Here is a 2755-nt window from a genome sequence, read left to right as displayed (position 1 = left end):
CCCGAAGGGTGCCGGGCCTCACTCGGTGCCGTAAGGGCGTCGGACCTACAGGCCCGCCGCCTTGCGCAGCGCGTCCACACGGTCCGCCTGCTCCCAGGTGAACTCGGGAAGCTCACGGCCGAAGTGGCCGTACGCCGCGGTCTGGGCGTAGATCGGGCGGAGCAGGTCGAGGTCGCGGATGATCGCGGCCGGGCGGAGGTCGAAGACCTCGTCGATCGCCTTCTCGATCCTGTCCGTGTCGATCTTGGCGGTGCCGAAGGTCTCGACGAACAGGCCCACCGGCTCAGCCTTGCCGATCGCGTACGCCACCTGGACCTCGCAGCGGGTGGCGAGACCCGCGGCGACGACGTTCTTGGCGACCCAGCGCATCGCGTACGCGGCGGAGCGGTCGACCTTGGACGGGTCCTTGCCGGAGAAGGCACCGCCGCCGTGGCGGGCCATGCCGCCGTAGGTGTCGATGATGATCTTGCGGCCGGTCAGGCCGGCGTCGCCCATCGGGCCGCCGATCTCGAAGCGGCCGGTGGGGTTGACCAGGAGACGGTAGTTCTCCGTGTCGATCTTGATGCCCTCGTCGAGCAGCGCCTTCAGCTCCGGCTCGACGACGAACTCCTTGATGTCCGGAGCCAGCAGCGAGTCCAGGTCGATGTCGGAGGCGTGCTGGGAGGAGACCACGACGGTGTCCAGGCGGACCGCCTTGTCGCCGTCGTACTCGATGGTGACCTGCGTCTTGCCGTCCGGGCGCAGGTAGGGGATGGTGCCGTTCTTGCGCACCTCGGACAGGCGCTTGGACAGGCGGTGGGCCAGGAAGATCGGCAGCGGCATCAGCGTCGGGGTCTCGTCCGTCGCGTAGCCGAACATCAGGCCCTGGTCGCCCGCGCCCTGCTTGTCGAGCTCGTCCTCGTCGCCCTCGACACGGGACTCATAGGCCGTGTCGACACCCTGGGCGATGTCCGGGGACTGTGCGCCGATGGACACCGAGACGCCGCAGGAGGCGCCGTCGAAGCCCTTCTTCGAGGAGTCGTAACCGATTTCGAGGATCTTGTTCCGGACCAGCGTCGCGATGTCCGCGTACGTCTTGGTCGTGACCTCGCCGGCCACGTGCACCAGGCCGGTCGTGATCAGGGTCTCGACGGCGACCCGGGAGGTCGGGTCCTCGCGGAGCAACGCGTCGAGAATGGTGTCGCTGATCTGGTCAGCGATCTTGTCAGGGTGACCCTCGGTCACGGACTCCGAGGTGAACAGGCGACGGGACACAACGCTCCCTGGGGTTGCAGCGGCTGCTGGCTGATCATTGGCGGACGGCGGGGGCTGCACCTCACGCCGTCCGTGGAACAGTTTACGGGTCACGCTTCGGCCACGGCCCCCCTGTCTCGCCACTCGGAAGTGCTGTGACCTGCGGCACGGGCATTCTGCCCAATCCCGACCGGCGTTGGCCAGAGGCGCCACGCCCCGATCGGCCGGGTTTCACGAAGGCGCAGGGCGACTGAAACATCAGCCGAGGCGCCCGGCCACCAGGTCCCACACGGTTTCGGCCAGGGCTTCCTTGGGTCCGTACGGCACCGCGGTCTCGCTGCCGTCGGTGCCGAGCACGACGGCTTCGTTCTCCTCGGAACCGAAGGTCTTGCGCTCCCCGACCTCGTTCACCACCAGCAGATCGCAGCCCTTGCGCTTCAGTTTGGCGCGGCCGTTGGCGAGCACGTCGTCCGTCTCCGCGGCGAAGCCGACGATCACCTGTCCGGGGCGAACCCGGTCGGTGGAGATCTCCGCGAGGATGTCCGGATTACGCACCAGGGTGATGGGCTCCGGCTCCTGGTCGTCCTTCTTCTTGATCTTCCCGGCCGCGTAGGTCACCGGACGGAAGTCCGCCACCGCCGCCGCCATGACCACGGCGTCGGCGTCGGCGGCGGCGCTCAGCACCGCCTCCCGCAGGTGCGCGGCCGTGCCGACGGGAACGACGTCCACCCCGGCCGGGTCCGGCAGGGTGCTGTTGGCCGCGATCAGCGTGACACGGGCGCCGCGGGCGGCCGCGGTGCGGGCGAGGGCGTAGCCCTGCTTGCCGGAGGAGCGGTTGCCCAGGAACCGGACCGGGTCCAGGGGCTCACGGGTGCCGCCCGCGCTGACCACGACATGCCGGCCCTTGAGGTCCGGCTCGCTCACGCCCCGGGCCAGCACCCGGCGGCACACCTCGAAGATCTCACCCGGGTCGGGCAGCCGGCCCTTGCCGGTGTCGACGCCGGTGAGACGGCCCACGGCCGGCTCGATGACGAGAGCGCCACGGCGGCGCAGCGTCGCCACGTTCTCCTGGGTGGCCGGGTGCTCCCACATCTCCGTGTGCATGGCGGGGGCGAAGACGACCGGGCAGCGGGCGGTGAGCAGGGTGTTGGTGAGCAGGTCGTCGGCGAGGCCGTGGGCCGCCTTGGCGAGCATGTCGGCGGTGGCCGGGGCGACGACGACCAGGTCGGCATGCTGTCCGATACGGACGTGCGGGACCTCGTGGACGTCGTCCCACACCTCGGTGGAGACCGGGTGCCCGGAGAGCGCGGACCAGGTGGCGGCGCCGACGAAGTGCAGCGCGGAGGCCGTGGGCACCACGCGCACGTCATGGCCCGACTCCGTCAGCCGCCGCAGCAGCTCACAGGCCTTGTACGCGGCGATGCCGCCACTGACCCCCAGAACGACCTTCGGTTTGTCCACCGCTTCTCCCCGGACCTCGGCAACCGGCACAACGTACGACTCCATGACACACCACAGGCCC

General features: G+C 70.0%; 2 protein-coding genes. Both read right to left on the bottom strand.

From position 1 onward, the window contains the following. Positions 1-45 precede the first annotated feature (45 nt). Positions 46-1254, bottom strand: a complete 1209-nt coding sequence (metK, locus tag ACFTZL_RS43705; RefSeq protein WP_215122649.1) for a methionine adenosyltransferase — start codon at positions 1252-1254, stop codon at positions 46-48. A 237-nt stretch (positions 1255-1491) separates the two neighbouring features. Next, positions 1492-2694, bottom strand: a complete 1203-nt coding sequence (gene coaBC, locus ACFTZL_RS43700; RefSeq protein WP_382595845.1) for a bifunctional phosphopantothenoylcysteine decarboxylase/phosphopantothenate--cysteine ligase CoaBC — start codon at positions 2692-2694, stop codon at positions 1492-1494. Between the last annotated feature and the right edge of the window lie 61 nt (positions 2695-2755).

Source organism: Streptomyces sp. NPDC056948 (genome assembly GCF_042674225.1).
Classification (GTDB): Bacteria; Actinomycetota; Actinomycetes; order Streptomycetales; family Streptomycetaceae; genus Streptomyces; species Streptomyces purpurascens.
Note: the sequence above shows the minus strand (reverse complement) of the source record. Positions and strands in the feature narration are given on the sequence as shown.